Origin of the sequence: Sorangium sp. So ce590, assembly GCF_051521365.1 — a bacterium.
Classification (GTDB): Bacteria; Myxococcota_A; Polyangia; order Polyangiales; family Polyangiaceae; genus Sorangium.
Map to the genome: position 1 here is coordinate 5,823,034 of NZ_CP150346.1, position 18,925 is coordinate 5,841,958.

Here is an 18,925-nt window from a genome sequence, read left to right on the forward strand (position 1 = left end):
GGAGCGCGAGATCGGCGCGGCGAGCGCCGGGACGCGGTCACTGCCGGGTGATCGTCACCTTCTTGATGACCGGCGGGTTGGCCGGGCGTTCGCCCTTGACCTCGACGCTGGCGAGCTTGTGGACGAGCTCCTCGGGCCCGCACTCACCGAAGATGGTGTAGCCGTTGTCGAGGTGGAACGCCGCCGCGTCGGTGATGAAGAACTGCGCGGAGTTCGTGTTCTTGCCGCGGTTCGCCATGCACAGGAGGCCCGCGCGGTCGTGGCTACCGTCCTCCCAGACCTCGTCGGGGATCACGTAGCCGGCCTCGCCGGTGCCGTTCTTCTTCGCGTCGCCGCCCTGGATCATGAATCCCTTGATGATGCGGTGGAAGATCGTCCCGTCGTAGGCGGGCTTCTTCTCCCAGGTGCCCTCGGGCGTCTTCCAGGGCCTGATCCCGCGCGCCAGGCCGACGAAGTTGGCCACCGTGATCGGCGCCTTGTCGTCGAACAGCTTGCAGGACAGCGTGCCGAGATCGGTCTCGATCGACGCCGTCAGCGCCTTGCCCGCCGGGAGCCCCTTGGTGGCGTCCTCGAGCGTCCACTTGCCCTTGACCGGGTCGTCCTCGCTGGGCTTGACCTCGGCGACCGGCTTCGCGGCGACCTTGCGCCGCTGCGGCGGGGGGCGCTCCTTCTCCGTCTTCTCCTCCGTCTTCTCCGCCTTGCCTCCGGCCAGCCCCGTCGACGCCGGCGTCGTCGTCTTCGGCTTCGGCGATTCTTCGGCCGTGGGCTCCGGGGTCTTCGAACATCCGGCGAGGATCGCCAGCGCGGCGAGCGTGGCGACGGACTGATTGGCGAGGGTTCGAGCGATCATCGGTCAACGATTTCGCTCGTCGTGGTCCAGCGGTCAAGGACGAGCGGCGCCGTGGTAGGAAGCGCCATGAGCTCGCGCTGCGCCCTCGCGACCCGTCCGTTCTCGCTCGCCTCGCTCGCCTCGCTCGCCTCGCTCGCCCCGCTCGCCCCCGCCCTGGGCGCGCTGCTGCTCGCGGTCGCCCTCGGCGCGTGCGAGCGCCGCGTCGACGAGCCGCTCCCGGCCACGCCCCGCAGCGACGCGGTCGACGTCCCCGCCCACGACGTCGCGCCGCCCCCGACCGGGACGCCGCCCGCCGTGGCCGAGGCGCCGGGCGCCGGCCGCTGCATCGACGCGACCCCACCAACGCCGGCGCGACCGCCCCCGAAGGCCGGCCCGGATCCGGCGTGCCCCGACGACCCGACCGGCCCGTTCCAGCTCGCGACCGGCAAGGTGACGTTCCTCGAGGCCAGGGCTCCCGACGTGCTCGTCGAGATCGCGCGGAAGGAGCAAGAGCGCGCCCGCGGGCTCATGTACAGAAAGAGCATGGCGGAGAACCGCGGGATGCTCTTCGTCTTCCAGCAGCGGAGAAATCACTCGTTCTGGATGCACAACACCTGCATCCCGCTCGACATGCTGTTCATCGACAGCGATGGAACGATCGTCGGTATCGAGGAGAACACCCCGACGCTCAATGACTCGAACTTCGACGTCGCCTGTCCCTCGACGTACGTCCTCGAGCTGAACGCCGGCTGGGCGCGGCGTAACGGCGTCGTCGCGGGCCAGAAGGTCCGGCTCGAGGGGATCTGACGCGCGCCCGGCGCAGGGCCTGGCGACATCGCCCGCCCGGCGCGCCGAGCTACATCCCCGGAAACAGGCCGAGCTGACGCGGGGGAGCCGGCGGGCCGAGCGCCGAGCGCGCCGCGCCGGGCGGCGGGGCCGGCGGCGCCGTGTCGAGGACGAGCGGCCCTCGCGGCGGCGCGGCGATGAGGCGCGTGCGCCTGCCGAGGAGCGCGTCGCGGGCGGCGTCGAGCGCGAGCTCCGGGCGGTTGTTGACCTCGGAGAGGTGCATCAGCGCGACCGTGTGCGTGCCGCCGGGCAGCGCCGCGAGCAGCGCGCACGCCTGCGCGTTCGCCAGGTGACCCCGCGCCGAGCGGATCCTGCGCTTGAGGTGCTGCGGGTAGGGGCCGGCCTCGAGCAGGTCGGCGTCGTAGTTCGACTCGAGCATCAGCACATCGCAGCCGGCGACGTGCTCCAGAAGCCCCGGCGGGACCTCCCCGAGATCGGTCACGAGCGCGGCCCGCCGCGCGCCGTCGTCGACGACGAGCGCGACCTGCGCCGCGTCGTGCGGCAGCGGCCGCGGTGAGAAGGTGAGCGCGCCGATCGCGAACGGCTCGCGCGGCGAGAAGCTCCGGACGCGCGCCGGGTCGCCGAGCTCCGCGGCGCGCGCGGTCGCCTCCGAGGCGTAGATCGGGATCTTGTGCTTCTTGTTGTATTTGGCGGCCACGCCGACGTGGTCGGCGTGCGCGTGCGTGATCACGATCGCGTCGGGCGCCCAGCCGAGCGCGCCGCCCGCGCCCGCCGCCGAGAGGCACTGCTCGAGCACCCGGGGCCCGACGCCCGCGTCCACGAGGACCCGCGTGCCCCGGGAGGCGAACAGCGTGGCGTTGCCTCCGCTCCCGCTCGCGATGATGGTGATCTTCATACCGGGCTCCGCGGAACGGGACCGACGACGGGCGGCTCCTGTGACCCGTAGCGCAGCCGAGGGCCCGGCTGCAAGCGCGCTGGAGCCGCGCGAAGCGCTCGCGAGCGCGCTGGAACGACGCTACAGCAATTCCACGTCGTGCTGCCCTCCTCTCGCCCCTCCCCTGACCCCGACGCGGAGGCGCCGCTCGCCGCGCCGGGTGCCCCCGGCGACAGCGGCCGCGGCGACAGCAGCGGTGCGCCGCGCGGCAAGCGGCGCCGCCGCGCCCTGATCGCGGCGCTCGTCGTCGTCGCCCTCGTCGCGGCGGCCGTCGCCGCGCTCCTCGTGCTCGGTCCGCCCGCGCTCCGCCGGCATGTCGTCGCCGAGGCCCGCGCGCGCGGCGTCGCGCTGGATCCGGGCGCGGTCGACGTCGGCCTCGACGCGGTCCGCCTGCGCGACGCGCGCTTCTCGCTGCTCGGGGTGCGCGGCCTCTCGGGCACGGTGGCGCGCACCACGATCGCGCTGCGCGGGCTCTCGCCCACGGGGATCACGGCGGACGGGGTCGAGCTCACGCTCGTGGGGGTCGACGCCCTGGAGGGCCTGCCAGCCTGGGTCGCGCAGCACGGCCCGCGCGCGTCGGCGCTGCGGCTCACCACGGGCCGCGTCCGCCTCGGTCTACGGGATCGCGAGGGAGGACCGGAGGTGCTCGCGCTGACGGATGCCTCCCTCGTGCGGCGCGCGGCCGGCTCGGTCCAGGGCGCCGCAGCGCCGCCGCCGGGCGCGCCGCGACCGGAGGTCGGCGTCCTGAAGCAGGCGCGCGTGCTGGTCGCCGGCAACGAGGTGGCGCGCACCGATATCGCCTGGTCGATCGGCGCGACGGCCATCTCCCTGGGCTTCGGCGGCGAGGACGTCCCCTCCGCGCCGCTCCGGGCCGAGCTCCGGCCGCTGCCCTCGCCGAGCGCCTCGATCGAGCTCGCGCCGACGCCGCTCTCCGCCCTGGGCGCGCTGCTTGGCGTGGACGTCGGCGCCTCGACGATGGTCGTCTCCGGCACGTTCGAGCTGCGGCTCGCGGCCGGGGCGGATCGGACGGCCCTGTCCGAGGCGCCGCTCGAGGGCCCGATCGCGCTCACGGTGAAGGGCTTCACCTTGCCCCACCCCAGGGAGCTCGACGGGCTCCTCTTCGGCGACACCACCACCCTCAAGGCGGACGCACACATCTCGGGCGACCGCCGGCGCATCGCGCTGAGCGCGATGGAGGTCGCCGCCGGGGCGCTGAAGCTCAAAGGCACGGGGACGATCCAGCGCGAAGGCACGGACGCCGCGATCGGGATGGATCTGTCTGGATCCATTCCGTGCTCTCTGCTGGCCGGCTCTGCCGCGATGTCGCACCTGACCGGCGCCGTGGGTCTGCTCGCGCGCGACCTGGCGAGCCGCGCGCTTGCGGGGTCGGTGGCGGTCCAGGTTCGCGTCGACGCGCGCGCGAGCCGGTTGACCGCCGCGCGCGTCACCCCGAGCGCGATCCTCCGCTGCAAGGTCCGCCTCTAGCGCGGTGCTCTGCGGCGTCTGGCACGGCGGTACGGCGAACAGGAAGCAAGAAGAAGAAAACCGCCAAGGCGCCAAGGACGCCAGGGGAGGAAATTTTCAACTCGGGACCTCTGGTATCCTTGGCGGTTTGTCTTCTTCTCGTCTGAGCGCCGCGCTCGGGCGGAGCCGCCCCCGGCGGGCGGGTCCGTCCCAGCACAGCGAGGGTCCACGAACGAGGAAGGCGGAGGGCGAAGGTCGGTATCGAGGACGATTCGACGCAACGGATCACGGCGGAGAGCCGCGCGCGCGCTCGACGAGAGAGCGCCGCTCTGCCACCCTCGTCGATGAGGAGCCCGCAATGCGCCCTGGAGCTCTCGCCGTTCGGATCGCCTCGCTTCTCGGGCTCGTATCCCTCTTCAGCGCTTCCTGCACCGGCGGCCTCGGCTCCGACAAGGACGACGCCTCGGGCGGCGGGGGGGCAGCAGCGACGTCCTCGTCGACCTCCATGACCCTCGCCGGCAGCGGTGGCGCTGGAGGAGGCGGCGGCGCGGTGGAGGGCGGCGCGGGAGAAGGCGGCGCCGGATATGGCGGCGCGGGGGGAGGCAGCGGCGGAATCGACGAACAGGACTTACCGCTCGACACGCTGCCCGAGGGGCCGTGCCCGCCCGACATGGTGGAGGTCGAGGGATACTGCATCGATCGCTTCGAGGCGCCGAACATCGAAGGCGCGCTGCCGCTCGTGATGGAGAGCGCCGTCTCGGCACACGCCTGGTGCGAGGAGCGCGGCAAGCGGCTCTGCACCGAGGACGAGTGGGACACGGCGTGCCAGGGCCCCGAGGCGTTCGTCTATCCGTACGGGAACACCCACGAAGCCGAGCGCTGCAACGACAACAAGACGTGGATTGCGCCGGACGAGCGGGCGCTCAACACCTGGCCTTCCGACGAGGCGCTCGCCGAGGTCCAGGCGCTCTACCAGGCCGCGCCGAGCGGCTCGCGGCCTGGATGCGTGAGCGCGTTCGGCGTCTACGACATGACAGGGAACGTCGAGGAGTGGGTGGTGCGCACCCGATACCACGTCAACGAGCACCCTCATGTCCTCAAGGGCTGTTACTGGTCCGGCTGCTTCGGCGGCGCGAAGCCGCGGTGCAGCTCCACGAACCCGGCGCACGCGGACGGGTTCCGCTTCTACGAGACCAGCTTCCGGTGCTGCCGCGACGCCCAGTGACCGGCCCGGCGGCGCCGCTCCGGCCCGCGCCGCGGCGGCGCGCCGCGGGGGACCGGCGCGGGCAGCGACGGCGCGCCGGTAGCCCGGCGGCAGGCGCCCTGGACGAACCGCTTCCCCTCGGTCGCGCCGCAGGCTAGGGCACCGGGACACGGTGCTGATCCTGTCAAAAGAGCCCCGCCCCAGCCTCGACCTCGTGAGGGACGCAATCGCCGCGTTCTCGGCCAAGGGCCGCGAGCGCGCGCGCCCGGACGACCTCGACGCGCGCGACCCGGCGTTCATCGCGCGCGTGCTCCCGCTGCTCGGCTTCCTCTACGACGACTACTTCCGCTGCGAGACCGAGCTCGAAGAGGAGCTGCCCGACGGCCCCTTCCTCGCCGTCAGCAACCACAACGCGATGACGGGAATGCCGGATATGTACTGCCACATGACGGCGTTCTGGCGCCTTTATGGGCCCTCGCGCCTGTCCTACGGGCTGATGCACGACCTCCCGTTCAACGTCCCGAAGGCCGGCGCCTGGCTCAATGCCTGCGGGGCCATCGCCGCGAGCCCGGAGAACGCGCGGCGGGCGCTCGCCCGGGGCGCGGCGGTGCTGGTCTTCCCCGGCGGCGATCTCGACGCCTGCAAGCCCACGTCAGCGCAGTACACGATCCGCTTCGGCCGGCGCCGCGGCTTCGTCCGGCTCGCCATCCGCGAGGGCGTGCCGATCGTGCCGATCGTGAGCGTGGGCGCGCACCAATCGCTCTACATCGCCACGGATGGCCGCAGGGTGGCCGAGTGGCTCCGCCTCCCCCAGCTCGCGCGCTCGAACGTCGCGCCGCTCGGCCTCGCGCTGCCGTGGGGGCTCATCGTCGGCATCCCGATCCCCCATGTGCCCCTGCCGGTGAAGATTCACACACGCGTGCTCCGCCCGCTGCACCTCGGCCTCCCGAGAGAGGCAGCGAACGACCCGGACGAGGTGGAGCGCGCGTTCGCGCAGATCGTCGCGCGGATGCAGGCCGGTCTGGACGAGCTCCGGACGGCCGGCAGGCACGGCCTCTTCCCGCGCGGTTGACAGGTCAACCGCAGAAGGATGGCAGCGCGATCGCGCCCCGAGAGCGCCCATGACGCCGGCGGGCAGCGCTCCTGCCGCGCCGAAACCTGCCGGCGCGTGACAAAGGGGGCTCGGGCTCGCGCGGCTCTCGGAAAACCGAGTCCGTTCATGTACGCTTGAGCGCCAGCCGTGACCCCCGACCGCACCGCGCAGCTCCTCGCACCGCTGGCCCAGCCCGGAGAGCTCATCGCGGCCAAATACCGCGTCGAGCGGGTCGTGGCCATCGGCGGAATGGGCGTCGTGCTCGCGGCGCGCAACGAGGATCTCGACCAGCAGGTCGCCATCAAGATCCTGCGCCAGGACGCGCTCACGAACCAGGAGGCCGTCGCGCGCTTCCTGCGGGAGGCGCGCACGGCGGCCCGCCTGCAAGGCGAGCACGTCGCGCGCGTGTTCGACGTCGGCACCACGGAGAGCGGCGTGCCCTTCATGGTGATGGAGTTCCTGAGCGGCCTCGATCTCCAGCAGGTCATCGAGGCCCACGGCCCGCTGCCCATCCAGGACGCTGTCGACTACGTATTGCAGGCGCTGGAGGCGGTGGCCGAGGCGCACGCGGCCGGCGTCGTGCACCGGGACATCAAGCCATCGAATCTGTTCCTCGCCGAGCACACGGACGGGACACGGCACATCAAGGTCCTCGATTTCGGCATCTCGAAGGGACAAGGGCTCGACTCGCCCGCGGAGCCGGGGCTCACGTCGACGAAGCAGGTGATGGGCTCGCCCGGGTACATGTCGCCCGAACAGATGATGGCCCCGAGGACCGTCGACGGGCGCGCCGACGTATGGTCGTTCGGTGTGCTCCTCTACACGCTGGTGACGGGCGAGCCGCCGTTCCAGGGCGAGACGGTCGCCGCGGTGATGGCGAACATCCTGCACCAGCCGGTGCCGCGGCTGCGCGACAAGCGCAGCGACGCGCCCGCCATGCTGGAGCGGATCGTCGCGCGCTGCCTCGAGCGCGACGTGAGCGCTCGCTACGCCAACGTCGGCAAGCTCGCGCAGGCGCTCGATCCGCTCGGGTCGAGCTTCGCGAAGCTCTCGACCTCGCGCATCCAGAGCGCGATCGGCGCGGCGTCGCCGGCTGGACAGTCGCTGCTCAACTCGAGGGCGGCCGAGGACAGCGACCGGCTATCCGGTGCCTCGTGGACGCACACGGGCTTCCGCCGCCGATCGCGGCGCAAGCTGCTCGTGGCCGCCGGCGTGGGCGCGCTGCTCGCCTGCGTGGCCGGCGCGGGCGTGTGGCTGCTCGGGAGCGCGCGCGTGGCGCCGCAGGCGCCGAGCGCCGCCGCGGCGGGCGAGCCCGAGCGCCCCGGCAGCGGCGCGCTCGGCCCCGGCTCGCCCGCCGCGGCGCTCAACTCCGGCGCGCCGGCTGCAGCGCCGAGCGCGCCGAGCGCGCCGGCCGCGGAGCCCGGCGCCACGACCGCCGCGGCGAGCGCGGCGCCGTCGGTCGCGGCCTCCGCGAGCGGCGCAGCGACCGGCGCGCGCCCGGTGGCGACCGCCTCCGGCGCGCCGATCAAGCCAGGCACCCTGCCGCGACCACCGCGGTCGACCAGCGAGGACGATATGCTGAGGAGCCGCCATTGAGATCGTTTCGAGCACGACACGCGGGCGCATGGCTCGCGCTGCTCTCCGGGATGAGCCTGACCTCGCCGCTCTGGGCCCAGCCGACGGCGGCGGACAAGGCGCTCGCCGAGGGGTTGTTCCAGGACGGGAAGAAGCTCATGGACGAGGACAGGCTCCAGGAGGCGTGCCCCAAGTTCGCCGAGAGCCAGCGCGTGGATCCCACGGTCGGGACGCTGCTGAACCTGGCGGTCTGCCACGAGAAAGAGGGCAAGACGGCCAGCGCGTGGGCCGAGTTCAAGGAGGCGTCCGCGCTCGCGGCGAGCGCCGGGCAGCAGGATCGCTCCCAGTTCGCGGCCAAGCGCGCGTCCGACCTGGAAGCCCGGCTGACGCGCCTCGTCCTGGAGGTCGCGCAGGCGGCGCCGGGGATGGCGATCACGCTGAACGGCAAAGAGCTGAGCGCCGCCGCGGCCATCGGCACGGGCATCCCCGTGGATCCGGGCACGGCGATGATCGAGGCCAGGGCGCCGGGCAAGCAGCCGTGGTCGCAACAGGTGACGCTCGATCCCGGTCCCAGCACGCCGCGGGTGATCATCCCGCCGCTCGCGGACGTTGCCGCTCAGGCGAAGGCCGCGCCCCCTGCCCTGCCGGCGCCGGTCGTCCGGCCGGAGGCTGCGAAGCCCGGGGCGGCCGGCAGCCCTCTGCGCACGCTCGGCTTCGTCGCCGGCGGCGTCGGGCTCGCCGGGATCGGCGTGGGCGCGGTGTTCGGGATCATGGCGTTCCAGGAAGCCGGGGACGTCGAGGTGGGCTGCAGCGGCAACTTCCGCTGCAGCCGCGCGGACGTCGAGGCGAACGAGAGCGCCCGGTCGACCGCGATGGTGTCGAACATCGCGGCCGGCGCTGGTCTTGTGTGCCTCGGCGCCGGCGTCGCGATGGTGCTGATGTCGCGTTCGCCTGAGAAGCCCGTCGCGAGCGAGCGCGTCTGGCTCTCGCCGAGCGTCGCATCGGATGGGGGGCGCGTGACGCTCGGAGGCCAGTGGTGATGCGAAGGTCGAGGAGCTCTGCCGTCATGCTCGCGCTCGCGCTCGCGCCGGGCCTCCAGGGGTGCGCGGAGATCGCGGGGATCGAGGATCGCGAGGTGACCCCGCTGATCGTGATCGCCAGCAGCCAGGCGGCGCCTCAGGGCATCGCGCTCGACGAGGAGGCGATCTACTGGACCAACGCGAGCGACGACCGGAGCCAGGGCGGCGCGCTCCGGAAGCAGATCAAGGATGACCGGGAGGTCGTCGACCTGCTCGCGCCTTCCAGCGAGGCGCCCGGGGTCATTGCCCTGGACACGACGCACATCTACTGGTCGAGCACCGACCAGGCGTTCACCGGCGACTGCGACGGCGGCAGGGCGGAGCGGGACAAGCTGTGGAAGCTGCCGAAGACAGCGCAGTTTCCGGCGGCTGGTGGGGAGCCGCTGTGGGGCGTCTGCGGCAACGTGACGGAGATCGCGCTCAGCGCCGACAACATCTACGGCGCTCGCCCCAGCGGCGACCGCATCAGCTGGATCCCCAAGGGGGGCGGCACCCGCAAGGATCTGACGGAGGGCGGCGCGCCCGTCGGGGTCGCGGCCGACGGCGCCGTCGTTTACTGGACCAATCGCGCCGACAACACGCTCTGGGTCGACAACAGGAGCGACGGCGCCGACGCGGAGCAACTCTGCACGAGCCCCGCGGAGCCGGGTCTGCTCGTGCTGGATGAAGCCAACCTCTACTGGCTCATCCAGACCAACGTGTTGCGGTATCCGCGGAGCCCATCGGACGGCGACGCCCCGGTGCCCCTCCTCGACGACCTGTCGAGCCCTCCCACCGGGATCGCCGCGCACGGGGACCATCTCTACGTCACCGTCAGGGCGGCGGGGAGCGTCTACCGGATTCGCAAGGACAGGGCCGCCGATGCGGAGATCATCGCGACGGGTCAGGGGGGCCCGACGGGCATCGCCGCGGATGGGACAGGCGTCTACTGGACGAACACCGACTCCGGAATCATCGTCAGGTTCAACGACGAGTGATCGCGGCCGCCGCGCGCGGGCCGCTCGGTGTCCCGGGATCAATCGATCTGCAGATGGTAGTGGGGCGGCCGCGACTCCTCGAGCGCGAACACGCCCCCGACCTCGTCGACCCCATCGAGAAACGCGCGCTTCTCGGCCGGCGTCATGTCCCGGTTCCGGATGTCGACCGCGCCCTCCCTGAGGTGCGCCGAGATGAACACGCCGCGGTCGACCTGGGCGCGGATCACCCGCTCGAGGGCCGCGATCACGGCCTCGGAGGGCTGCTCGTCCGAGAGCTCCTCCTCGTAGGCGCCCTTGATCTCGCGCGCCGCCGTCTTGTCCTTGTAGAGGCCGAGGACATCGGCGCCGTGCCGGAAGAGATCGTGCATCGCCTCGGCCTGCCGCGCGGGGTCTCGCGTGCCGCTCGTGACCACGAGCTCCTTTCCGGTCCGCCGATGATAGGCGGAGGCGATCTCCGCGACCTTCTGCTCCACGGCGGGCGCCAGATCGACGCCGGGCAGGATCACGTAGCGGCGCTCCTCGTCGGCCTCCGCCGACGTCGCGCCCCGCGACCGGACGAGCGCGGACGGATCGGCGTCGGCCGGCTCGACGTCGGAGGGATCGTCCTCGGTGTCCTCCGGGACCTGCAGCGACAGCACCCTGGCCGCGGGTCCATCGGGCAGCCAGAAGTCGAGCTCCACCTGCTCGGCGAGAGCGCAGGCGAGCGCGAGCGAGCGCCGCGGCCCGGCGGCGTCGGGCTCCCGGGCGACGCGGGAGACGCAGCCTCCCGCGGCGAGCGCGAGGACGAGCACGGCGGCGCGACGGGCGCGCCGGAGCAAGGCGGGGTGCGAGCGCAACATGCGAGCCACGGGCGCCTCCTACGTCGTGATCGTGAACGAGGCGCGCGCGAGCTCCTTGCCCGCCGCGTCGCTGACCGTCACCGACCAGAGCCCCGCCGCGCGCGCCTTCCGCGTGGCCGCCCAGGTGCGAAAGCGCCGCTGCGCGCCGACCGCCAGGGGGATGCGCAGCGGTGCGCTCCCGTCGGGCGGCGTGAAGACGACGCGGATCTCGGAGGCGGCCAGGTCCTTGTTCGAGAGCTCGACGAAGGCGTAGATGCGGTCGATCTCCGCGCTCGCGAACGAGGTCGCCGGCTCGACCGGCTCGCGGCCGGAGATGCCCTTCGAGACGACGAGCCGCGTCACCTGGAGCTCGGGCGCCGCGGGAGCGCCCTCGTCAGCACCGCCGTCTTGCGCCGGGCGCCCGGCGCCCTCCGCGGCGCGCGCCTCGAGGGCCGACCCCGACCTGCGGCGCCGCTCCCGCGCCGGGCCACGGGCCGCGCGCGCTGCGCCGAGGCGATCTGCGTCGCTCCGGCCTTCCTCCACGGCAGCGCCGTCGGCCGATCGCGCCTCGCCGTCCTGCGCCGCTGCGCTCGCTTGCCCCTCGGCCCCGCCGCCCGGCCGCCCCTGGGCCGCGCGGCTCAGCGCGGGAGCCTCTTCCCGGGCGATCCGCGCGATCACCTCGCTCGGATCGCTGCAACCGAGCGCCGCCCCGCCGAAGGCGGCGACGGCGAGCGCCAGGACCATGGTTTTCCGCGTCGTTCCCCGGGTGTTCACACCGACGAGGTGCCACGATTCAGCGGAGCGGGCGAAAAAACGGCAACCCAGCCGCCGGAGGGCCCGCCGCCTGCGCTGGGCTCACGAAGCGCCGCGGGTGCTGAACGGACGCTGGGTTCGGCGCGAAGCGCCGGCAAAACGAAACCAGCTACACATGGAAAGAGGCCCCATCAGGGATGAGATAACGCACCGCGTTGCAGCGCGGTTGTGTGCGCTCCCCCGGGACCGCTGGAACGGAAGGCGCTCCGGGCGCCGAGCGTCAGCGCTTCGGACGGGGCCAGCGCCTACCGTTGGCCAACTCACTCTCTTGTGTGGGACCAAAGCTCGCGATCGCGCTGTCTTCGATCATCAGGATGAGCAGGCCTCCGCTCGCGCCTCGTGCCGTCGTCGCCCGGGATCCCTGGCTTGTCTCCCGTGGCGAGTGGTCCGAGCTTTCCGCTGCGATCTGCTTCATCTCCAACTCCTTCGACACTTCAGTCTGGCTGTTCACGCCCCGGCTGGCTGGCCAGCCTGTACTTCCGTGCACCGCGTCTGGGGCGAAAAACTGACCTGGGCGCGAGAGCGCCGAGAGTCGCAGAATAGTCACGGCTTCGAGCGAAAATCATCAGGAAAGAAACTCGCCCGAGGATTTCTGTCCGGCACAGCTTCTACGTTGGCACCTTGGCGCTTATTGGCCGTGGCGCAAGGGCACAGGTGCTTCAGCGGCGGCCGAAGCCGGACAGCTGGCGGGTTGCGGCCACCACCTCGTCGCAGTCGATACAGCGCATGAGCCCGTCGACGAGCTCCATGCTGCCCAGGCTGCCGCACTCCGGACAGCGGTTGGCGAGCTGGTGCTTGCTCTCATCGCAAAGCCGGTTCTGCTCCGCCTCGGCCTCCGCCTCGACGCGGAAGATCTCGGCCGGCGAGCGGACATCGCGCTTTCGGTCATCCATGGCGCGCAACGTATCACGCGCGCCGCGCGCCCCGCGAGCGCCGCGCGCCCCGGCACACGGGGACGCGCGCAGCCGCGCGACCGCCGCATCCGCCTACCGCAGCGACTCGAGCAGGCTCCGGAACGCGGAGCGCGCCGACTGCACCGTCTCGTCCGGGCCGACCATCCTGAAGAACCAGTTGCCGCGATCGGGCGTCCTCACCGCTGCGCCGACGAGCCGGTAGCCGTCCTTCACCATCTCCACGGGCGCGCGCCTGCGGGCGCCCGCCTGAGGCCCGAGCGGGATCTTGTAGGTGCCGGCCACCTCGACCAGCTCGACCCGCATGCCGCGAACCTCGAACGAATCGCGCCTCGCCTTCGCACCGACGTCGCCGTCGAACTGCGCGAACCACTCCCTGAAATTCGCCTCGACGTCCCCTTGGCTCCCCATGCCGAACGAGAGGACCTGCACCTCGACGTCGTCCTTGTCGTCCGCCGCCCTCCGCACCTTGTAGAGGGCCTTGCGCGGGCCGGCGCGCGGCGCCTCGAGCGCCGCCCAGCTCCCCGGGACGTCCCACGCGAGCGGCGCTACGGCCGGCGCGCCGGAGACGGCCGGCGGCGGCTCCGGCTCCGGCTCCGCCGCGGTCCGCGAGCAGGCCGAGACCGCGAGCGCCAGGATCGCGGCTCGGGCGAGCGACGCCCGACGTGTGTGCATGGAGGCCGGTTCTACCACCGGATACGAAATCGGGTGTAAGCCATTGGCACCGCTCGCACGTAGAAGAGACGCCCCGGCCAGGGAGAGGAGACGGCGCGCATGGACCAGATCGGCGAGTACCTCGTTCGACGCCTCGTCGGCGAGGGGGGGATGGGCAAGGTGTACGAGGGCGAAGAGCGCCTGTCGCGCCGGCGCGTCGCGCTGAAGGTGCTCCGCCCGGAGCTCGCCCGGAGCGAGCAGGGGCGGCGGCTCTTCCTCAACGAGATGCAGATCCTCGCGCACCTCGAGCACCCGAACATCGTCCGGAGCCTCGCCAGCATCGAGGCCTCCGGCGAGCTCGTGATGGTGCTCGAGTACCTGGACGGCCAGACGCTGCGCTCCGTCCTCGGCGCCGCCGGCCGCCTCCCCTGGCCGGAAGCGGTGCGGATCACGGCCAGCGTGGCCAGCGCCCTCGCTGCGGCCCACGGACAGAAGCCGCCCGTGATCCACCGCGATCTCAAGCCCGAGAACATCATGGTTCAGAAGGACGGCAGCGTGAAGGTGATGGATTTCGGCATCGCCAAGGTCGTCGAGGCGATGAACCAGACAAACACGCAGAGCGTCGGGACCCTGCAGTACATGAGCCCGGAGCAGATCGACGCGCGCTCCATCGATCACCGGTCGGATCTCTACTGCCTCGGGCTCATCCTGTACGAGGCGCTCTCCGGGCTCCCGCCGTTCCAGTCGGCCTCGCCGCGGGAGCTGCTCAACCTGCAGTGCACGGCAGAGCCCCCGCCGCTCGGTGACGACGTGCGGAACGGGCTTCCCCGCGGCATCGAGCAGCTGCTTTTCCAGCTGCTCGAGAAGGCGCCCGAGGACCGACCGTACCTCGCGCAGGACGTCGTGGATCGGCTGGAGCCGTTCCAGACCGCCGCGATCGCGCCGCGCAGCACGGCGAGCGGCGAGCGCCCGGCCGGCAGCCACGACCGCGCGAGCACGCCGCACCGCGCCGGCAGCCGGGATCGCGCGAGCACGCCGCATCGCGCCGGCGATCAGGACCGCCTGAGCACGCCGCACCGCGCTGGAGACCAGGACCGCGCCAGCGCGGCGGGAGCAGCGCGCGTCACCGGCGGAGCGGGCGCGCCGCGCGCCGACACGATCGCGCTCGTCGAGCAGATCGACCGGAAGCGCGACGTCCCGGCCGGGCTCGCGATCGCCATCATCGTGGCGCTGTCGGCGCTCGCGGGCCTCGGGACCTGCGCGATGCGCTCGACGAGCGGCGCGCCAGAGCCGCCCGCCAGCGCCGCGACGCCGGCCCCGCCGGTGGGGGCGCGATGAGGAGAGCGTCGCCGGAGCAGGCGGGCTACACGGAAGGCGCGCCCCTCCCGGCCGTAGGCTGCGCAACGCGCTCGCGCTGCGGCGCGGCCGAGGAGCTGTGGCGGCTCGGCGAGGCGGACCGGGGCGGCCCGGCAGGGCCCGAGCGCGAGGCCGTCGCGGCGCGCCTCCTGGAGCTCGGCAGCGCAGGGATCGGCGGCTTCATCGACGGCGGCATCGCCGCGCCGGCCGAGGGCGCGGCCGCCGCCGCGAGCCCGGACGGCGCGCGCGTCTGGCTCGTGCGGAGGCTCGCGGGCGCCCCCCTCGCGGATCGGATGCGCGCGCGGCGCGGGCCCTTCCCGTTCCAGGAGGCGCTCCGGCTCGCCCTCCCGATCGCCCGCGCGCTCGCCGCCTGCGAGCGGGCCAGCCTGTTCCCCGGGCCGCTCTCGCCCGACGCGCTCCTCGTGGACGACGCAGGCCAGGTGACGCTGCCCGCGAGCGCGCTCGTCGGCGCGCTCGTCGGGGCGTCGGTGAGCGGCGGCGGCTCGGCGCCCCACGCCGAGGGAGCGCGGGTGTCCTCGGAGATCCCGCCGCTCTGGACGCCGCCCGCGCAGGCCGACGGCGCGGTCTGGGACAGCGCCGCGAACCGGTACGCGCTCGGGCTCGTGCTCTACCGCCTGCTCGCAGGCGAGCACCCGTTCGCGGGCGCAGGCCTGCGGCACGCGCTCGGCGAGGCCGCTCGCCGCGAGCCTCCGCCGTTCGTCGAGAGCGTCGCGACGTCGCTGCCCGCGGGCCTGCAGGGCCACGTCTTGCGGCTGCTCCATCCAGACCCTGCGCAGCGGCCGCCGCGCGCCGAGGCGATCGCGGACGCGCTGAGCGGGTTCCTCGAGGGGGACCCGCCGGCGCGGCCGGCGCAGGTCGCCCGGGCGTCCCGCCGCGCCGGCGCGGCGGCCGAGGCGAGCGCCGGCGCGGCGCCGCGCGCGCCGCGGGGCGAGCCGCGCGCCCGCCGCCCGCCGCCCGGGCCCGCCGGCGCCGCGGCGCGGCTGTGGCGGCTCGCGCCGCTCGGCGCCGGCGCGCTTGTCGCGTCGGCCGCGCTCGCGCTCTCGCGGGCCGCGCCCGGGCCGGCGGCGCCGCAGGCGGTCTCCGTGGCGCCGGTCGTGCCGCTCGCGCAGGCGCAGACGGCCGCGGAGGACTGCGCGGCGTGCCACGGCCGCCAGGCCGCGGAGTGGCGCCGCTCGGTGATGGCGCACGCGGTGAAGAGCCCGCTCTTCAACGCGCTGGAGAGCCTCATCGAGGAGCAGGTCGGGCGCGACGCCGACTGCCCGAACGGCGCGGGCATCCTGCGCAAGGCCGATCCCGCGCGCGCCTGCCGCGACAGGCGCAGCGGCGTCGTTGTGACCGGCTCGGGCGGCGAGCACTGGTGCGTGAACTGCCACAGCCCGGCGGAGAACCTCGACGTCGCCATGCCCGCGTGGGACGGCCGCCCCGGCGGCGATCCCCGCACGCGCCTCCCGGTGCGCGACCTGCTCACCCGCCGCGGCATGGAGGGGATCTCCTGCGGCTTCTGCCATCAGGTGCACGGCCCTGTCGGCCCGCGCGGGCGCCCCGGGTACCAGGGCAACGCGACGTGGACGTCCTTCGTGACCGGCGCCGTCTTCGCGGCGCGCCCCGAGGACGCGCGCGGCCTGTTCGGGATCGCGAACAGCGGCTACGACCTCCGCCCCGAGGAGCTGCTGCTCCCCGGCGGCCCGGGCGCCGACCGGCGCGCCGGGACCTCGCCGGCGAGGCCGGCGGGCGCCGACGACCCCGTCGTGCACGGCCGCCCGTCGGCGAGCGCCAGGGCGTACCTGCGATCGAGCGAGTTCTGCGGGGCCTGTCACGACGTGCGCCTCTTCGGCAGCGACAGCCTCGCGGCGGCGCGGGGCGAGCACTTCAAGCGGCTGCGCAACGCCTACACCGAGTGGGCGGAGTGGGCGAGGTCCGAGGAGCGCGCCGGCCGCACCGCGGCGAGCTGCCAGGACTGCCACATGAGCACCTACCCGGGCGTCTGCGAGGCGCTCCCGGCGGGCGCCGCGCCGGCGGCGGCGCCGGATCCCGGGTGCCCGCCCGGCACGCGCTTCGCCCCGCGCCCGCCGGGGGCGCGGCCGCGTGGCCGGATCGCGGATCATTCCACCGCTCCGGCGGACGTCGTGACCCACTACTTCTCTGGCGTGGATGTGCCGCTGTCGGACGAGTTCCCGGAGGCGCTCATCGATGAGCCGTCGCTCGATGTGCACGGCATCCCGGCCAGCGCCCGCCGCCGCCGCGATCTGCTGCTCCGCCGCACGTTCCGCTTCGAGCTCGGCGCCGCGCGGCGCGCCGGCGCGGCCGGGGGTCGCCTCGAGATCCCGATTGAGATCGAGAACACCGGCGCGGGGCACAAGGTGCCGGCCGGCTTCAGCCAGGAGCGCGAGATCTGGGTTCACCTCGTGGTCAGGGACCGAGATCGGCGGGTGATCTACGAGGTCGGCCGGGTCGACCGCGCAGAGGAGGACCTGAGAGACAAGGTGTTCACCCGGGTGACCACCCACCCAGACGCGAACAACCCGTTCGGGCCGACGAGCGTGCAAGGGGGGTTGTTCGGGGCAGACGTGCGCGACGGGCCGGACGTCCCGCTCTGGGACCCACCTCCGCGGCTCGGCGGCACCTCGTTCCGTGGGCGAGGGCTCATCAACTTCCAGAACGGATTTTTGCGCTGCGTCCGCTGCATCGGTGTCGTGGCCGCGGACGGCAGCTGCCGGCCCGGGCCCGGCCAGGGGCTGCACCACGCCGACCGGTACGCGGACGGCGACTACGATCCAGACACCGGCGCGTGCGGCTCGAACCTCACGGGCCCGAACGCCTTTCTGGAGATCTATTTCCCCGTCGGGGCGCTGGACGCGAGCCGCGGCGTCGTCAGGGGGCCGGACGCGATCATCGATACGCGCTCCGTGCCGCCCGGCGTGCCGATCCGGTACACGTACGAGCTCCCGGCCGGCGCCCTTCGCGGCCCGTTCCGGGCCGAGGCGAGGCTGCTCTTCCGGGCGTTTCCCCCCTTCCTGATCCGCGCCTTCGCCGGGTACGAGCGGGAGCAGGCGCGGCGCGGCCTCAGGCCGTCCGGCCCGCTGGTCGCCGAGTCGATGCTCGCGCGCCTCGAGATCGTCGAGCTCGCGCGGGCCGAGATCGAGATCCCCTGAGCCGAGATCACCGCGATGGAGCAACCGGCGAGGCAGGCCGCTCGGCGAACGGGCGAACAAAAAGGGGCGAGCCCCTACCCCGGCCCGCGGGGTAAGGGCTTCGCTGGTCGGGAGCTGAAGGGCTCAGCTCGCCGTGATCGTGAAAAGCATCCCCGGCGATCAGGGAGGGGGCGGGGGATCCTCGGTCGACATCGGGTCCGGCAGCTTGAACAGCCTGCCGATCCGGAAGGGCCGCGTCATGGGGGAGTAGTAGCTCGTCGTCGACGACGTGACGCTCCACGTGTAGCCGAGCAAGTAGCCCGTGATCGCGTCGGTGTACACGCGCATGGTGGCCGTCCCGGCCCCCGCCTTCATATTGCCGCCGGTGCACGGTCCGCTCCACCGGCTGTCCGAGTAATCCTTCTCCGGGTCCGCCGCCGGGGCGAGGCACCCGTGCGACGAGGAGGTCGAGTCCACGATCGGCACGGCGAACTGCCTCGTACCCGAGTAACGCGGCTGGATCTGCGGGAAGATCTCCTTGGCCGGGCCCGTGATGATGACCGTGTGACCGGCGTAGGTGGAGGTGGCGCCGATGGCGAGGACATCGCCCTTCTGGATGTCGACCGCCCTGTTGACGCGGCGGAAGGACGTCTCGTCATCTGGAGATGGCGGGGGCGCGCCGGTCGCCGGGCTCATGTTGATCCAGTCGAAGAGGTTATCGGACGTAAGGCCATACGCGCCCCAGATTCTGCGAATATCGCTCTCCGCGTACCCCTTCGCCTTCTGCAGCGACATGATGAAGAAGCACGCGCCCTTGGTCCTGCCGGACCAGGCCGGCACCTCGACGGTCGCTCCATCGACGCTCAGGACCTGCGGCTCCTCCCAGGTCATGAAGCACTTCTCGGCCCCGCTGGCGAATTGGTTGTGGTCCGTGCCGTCCTGCTCGCCCGCGCTCTCCGCGCTGTCGACGAAATCGAGGGCCCAGTCCACGTGGTCCTTGGCGCTCGCGGACGCCGAACCCAACATGATGAAAGACGCGGCAGCCAGGGATGCAACAGCCAAACTCGTCGTGCGCCTGCTCATACTTCTACCTCGTTGGTTTGAATGACCTTGCATGTGCACTCTGGAACAGATGCTAGTCATTTCATGCCGAACCATCAAACGAACCCTGGCGCCGAAGATGCCGAGTCTAGCAGGATGGATATTCACTATGATCGGCTTAGGTGTCAAGGCTTTTTCGGGGCGCTCATCCTTTTTTT

The 18,925-nt window shown here is 73.0% G+C and carries 16 protein-coding genes; 9 read left to right on the top strand and 7 right to left on the bottom strand.

The window, feature by feature from the left end; genetic code table 11:
* Positions 1-37: 37 nt before the first annotated feature.
* Positions 38-850, bottom strand: a complete 813-nt coding sequence (locus tag WMF28_RS21635; protein ID WP_437604156.1) for a peptidylprolyl isomerase — start codon at positions 848-850, stop codon at positions 38-40.
* A 66-nt stretch (positions 851-916) separates the two neighbouring features.
* Here WMF28_RS21635 and WMF28_RS21640 point away from each other — a divergent pair, with 66 nt between their 5' ends.
* The gene (locus WMF28_RS21640) at positions 917-1,636 is read left to right on the top strand and encodes a DUF192 domain-containing protein (RefSeq protein ID WP_437604157.1); all 720 of its coding nucleotides are present in this window, start codon (positions 917-919) and stop codon (positions 1,634-1,636) included.
* A gap of 49 nt (positions 1,637-1,685) precedes the next feature.
* On the opposite strand, the gene WMF28_RS21645 is transcribed toward WMF28_RS21640, so the two are convergent.
* Positions 1,686-2,531, bottom strand: coding sequence for an MBL fold metallo-hydrolase (locus tag WMF28_RS21645; RefSeq protein ID WP_437604158.1), 846 nt, complete (start codon positions 2,529-2,531; stop codon positions 1,686-1,688).
* 138 nt (positions 2,532-2,669) lie between these two features.
* On the opposite strand from WMF28_RS21645, the gene WMF28_RS21650 reads away from it, so the two are divergent.
* From WMF28_RS21650 to WMF28_RS21675, 6 genes are all read left to right on the top strand, one after another.
* Positions 2,670-4,055 (top strand): hypothetical protein, encoded by a 1,386-nt coding sequence (locus WMF28_RS21650; protein ID WP_437604159.1) that lies wholly within the window; start codon positions 2,670-2,672, stop codon positions 4,053-4,055.
* Positions 4,056-4,392: 337 nt separating this feature from the next.
* On the top strand, positions 4,393-5,259 hold the full coding sequence (locus tag WMF28_RS21655; RefSeq protein WP_437604160.1) for a formylglycine-generating enzyme family protein: 867 nt from the start codon (positions 4,393-4,395) through the stop codon (positions 5,257-5,259).
* 193 nt (positions 5,260-5,452) lie between these two features.
* Positions 5,453-6,310, top strand: coding sequence for a 1-acyl-sn-glycerol-3-phosphate acyltransferase (locus tag WMF28_RS21660; protein WP_437604161.1), 858 nt, complete (start codon positions 5,453-5,455; stop codon positions 6,308-6,310).
* 168 nt (positions 6,311-6,478) lie between these two features.
* Positions 6,479-7,927 carry a serine/threonine-protein kinase gene (locus WMF28_RS21665; protein WP_437604162.1) on the top strand — a complete coding sequence of 483 codons (1,449 nt, stop codon included), beginning with the start codon at positions 6,479-6,481 and terminating at the stop codon, positions 7,925-7,927.
* The gene (locus WMF28_RS21670) at positions 7,924-8,946 is read left to right on the top strand and encodes a hypothetical protein (RefSeq protein WP_437604163.1); all 1,023 of its coding nucleotides are present in this window, start codon (positions 7,924-7,926) and stop codon (positions 8,944-8,946) included. Before WMF28_RS21665 ends, WMF28_RS21670 begins: the two co-directional genes overlap by 4 nt.
* A 26-nt stretch (positions 8,947-8,972) precedes the next feature.
* Complete coding sequence (locus WMF28_RS21675; RefSeq protein ID WP_437604164.1) at positions 8,973-9,962, top strand: hypothetical protein; 990 nt, start codon at positions 8,973-8,975, stop codon at positions 9,960-9,962.
* A gap of 38 nt (positions 9,963-10,000) precedes the next feature.
* Here WMF28_RS21675 and WMF28_RS21680 read toward each other — a convergent pair whose 3' ends face one another.
* From WMF28_RS21680 to WMF28_RS21695, 4 genes are all read right to left on the bottom strand, one after another.
* Positions 10,001-10,801: a hypothetical protein gene (locus tag WMF28_RS21680; RefSeq protein ID WP_437604291.1), complete on the bottom strand. Its 801-nt coding sequence runs from the start codon at positions 10,799-10,801 to the stop codon at positions 10,001-10,003.
* A gap of 18 nt (positions 10,802-10,819) precedes the next feature.
* Positions 10,820-11,524 carry a DUF2914 domain-containing protein gene (locus WMF28_RS21685; protein ID WP_437604165.1) on the bottom strand — a complete coding sequence of 235 codons (705 nt, stop codon included), beginning with the start codon at positions 11,522-11,524 and terminating at the stop codon, positions 10,820-10,822.
* Positions 11,525-12,252: 728 nt separating this feature from the next.
* Complete coding sequence (locus tag WMF28_RS21690) at positions 12,253-12,486, bottom strand: hypothetical protein (RefSeq protein ID WP_437581800.1); 234 nt, start codon at positions 12,484-12,486, stop codon at positions 12,253-12,255.
* Positions 12,487-12,579: 93 nt separating this feature from the next.
* The gene (locus WMF28_RS21695; RefSeq protein ID WP_437604166.1) at positions 12,580-13,179 is read right to left on the bottom strand and encodes a hypothetical protein; all 600 of its coding nucleotides are present in this window, start codon (positions 13,177-13,179) and stop codon (positions 12,580-12,582) included.
* A 99-nt stretch (positions 13,180-13,278) separates the two neighbouring features.
* Between WMF28_RS21695 and WMF28_RS21700 the strand changes: the two genes are divergently transcribed.
* Together WMF28_RS21700 and WMF28_RS21705 are read left to right on the top strand one after the other, a co-directional pair.
* Entirely contained in the window at positions 13,279-14,496 is a 1,218-nt protein-coding gene (locus WMF28_RS21700) for a serine/threonine protein kinase (RefSeq protein ID WP_437604167.1), read from the top strand.
* On the top strand, positions 14,493-17,687 hold the full coding sequence (locus tag WMF28_RS21705; protein WP_437604168.1) for a serine/threonine protein kinase: 3,195 nt from the start codon (positions 14,493-14,495) through the stop codon (positions 17,685-17,687). The genes WMF28_RS21700 and WMF28_RS21705 overlap by 4 nt, the downstream gene beginning before the upstream one ends.
* Positions 17,688-17,846: 159 nt before the next feature.
* On the opposite strand, the gene WMF28_RS21710 is transcribed toward WMF28_RS21705, so the two are convergent.
* Entirely contained in the window at positions 17,847-18,692 is an 846-nt protein-coding gene (locus tag WMF28_RS21710) for a hypothetical protein (RefSeq protein WP_437604169.1), read from the bottom strand.
* Between the last annotated feature and the right edge of the window lie 233 nt (positions 18,693-18,925).